Origin of the sequence: Moorena producens 3L, from assembly GCF_000211815.1 — a bacterium.
Classification (GTDB): domain Bacteria; phylum Cyanobacteriota; class Cyanobacteriia; order Cyanobacteriales; family Coleofasciculaceae; genus Moorena; species Moorena producens.
The window spans coordinates 1-1305 of the sequence record NZ_GL890886.1 but is presented as its reverse complement, the minus strand read 5'-3'; the positions used below and the strand labels follow the sequence as shown (position 1 = coordinate 1305).

Annotated in this window: 2 protein-coding genes; one reads left to right on the top strand and one right to left on the bottom strand. The window is 59.5% G+C overall.

Translation table 11 applies throughout. The features are described from left to right. The first annotated feature begins 31 nt into the window (after positions 1 to 31). Positions 32 to 1180: an alpha-hydroxy acid oxidase gene (locus tag LYNGBM3L_RS12965; protein WP_008183578.1), complete on the top strand. Its 1149-nt coding sequence runs from the start codon at positions 32 to 34 to the stop codon at positions 1178 to 1180. Between the two features lies 1 nt (position 1181). On the opposite strand, the gene LYNGBM3L_RS49830 is transcribed toward LYNGBM3L_RS12965, so the two are convergent. Then, positions 1182 to 1305, bottom strand: a 124-nt coding sequence (locus LYNGBM3L_RS49830) for a winged helix-turn-helix domain-containing protein (protein WP_044492990.1), incomplete at its 5' end; no start/stop codon positions are given.

Genomic DNA, 1305 nt, shown 5'->3' with positions numbered 1-1305 from the left:
ACCCATGCGCGATCTGTGATGGACAACGCGCATGAACCTGAATGACTGCCACAATTTCGCGGATTTCCGGCGGCTCGCCAAAAAGCGCCTTCCGGGCCCGATCTTCCATTACATTGACGGCGCTGCCGACGATGAAGTGACCTATCGGCGCAACGCCGCGGCTTATGAAGATGTGGACCTGGTGCCAAGCGTTTTAGCTGGCGTCGAAGACGTCGACATGTCTGTCGAGGTGATGGGGCAAAAGCTCGACATGCCGCTCTATTGCGCGCCGACAGCTTTGCAGCGCCTGTTTCATCATGAGGGCGAACGCGCCGTCGCGCGGGCGGCAACCAAATATGGCACCATGTTCGGGATTTCATCGCTCGCTACCGTGAGCGCCGAAGAGATCGCGGAGATCGCGCCGGGCCCGAAGATGTTCCAGTTCTACTTCCACAAGGACAAGGGCGTGAATACGGCTTTGCTGGAACGCGCGCGCGCCGCCAAGTTCAACGTCATGGCGCTCACCGTCGACACGATCACGGGCGGCAATCGGGAGCGCGATTTGCGCAATGGCTTCACCGCGCCGCCTGCCCTGACGCCTTCCTCAATTCTGAGATTCGCCACACATCCAAGTTGGGCCTGGAACTTCCTGACCAAGGAAAAGTTCGACATGCCGCATCTCGCTGAAGCGACGCGCGGTGGCGGCAATACGGTGAGCTTTGTCAGCCACTATTTTTCAAACCTGCTGGACCAGTCGATGAACTGGAAGGATGCTGAGAAGCTGTGCGCCGCCTGGAACGGCCAATTTGCGCTGAAAGGCATTATGAGCGTCGAAGATGCCAAACGCGCCGTTGATATTGGCTGTACCGGGATCATGGTCTCAAACCATGGCGGGCGTCAGCTGGACGGGTCTCGCGCGCCATTCGATCAATTGGCGGAGATTTGCGACGCCGTTGGCGACAAGATTGACGTCATCTGCGAAGGCGGCATCCAACGCGGAACGCACGCGCTGAAAGCGCTCTCAGTCGGCGCAAAAGCCGTGTCAGGCGGACGTCTCTATCTCTACGCCCTTGCCGCAGCCGGTCAGGCCGGCGTTGAGCGCGCGCTTGGCAATCTGCGCACAGAGATCGAACGCGATATGAAACTGATGGGCGCGAAACGGGTGAGCGACCTCACCCGCGGCAATCTTCGCTGGCGCTGAGTTATGGCGACAGGCGGTAACCGCCAGCCTCTGTCAGAAGCAGACGCGCATTGCCTGGATCCGGCTCAATCTTCTGCCGCAGCCGATAGATATGAGTTTCCAGCGTATGCGTAGTGACTGCTGCG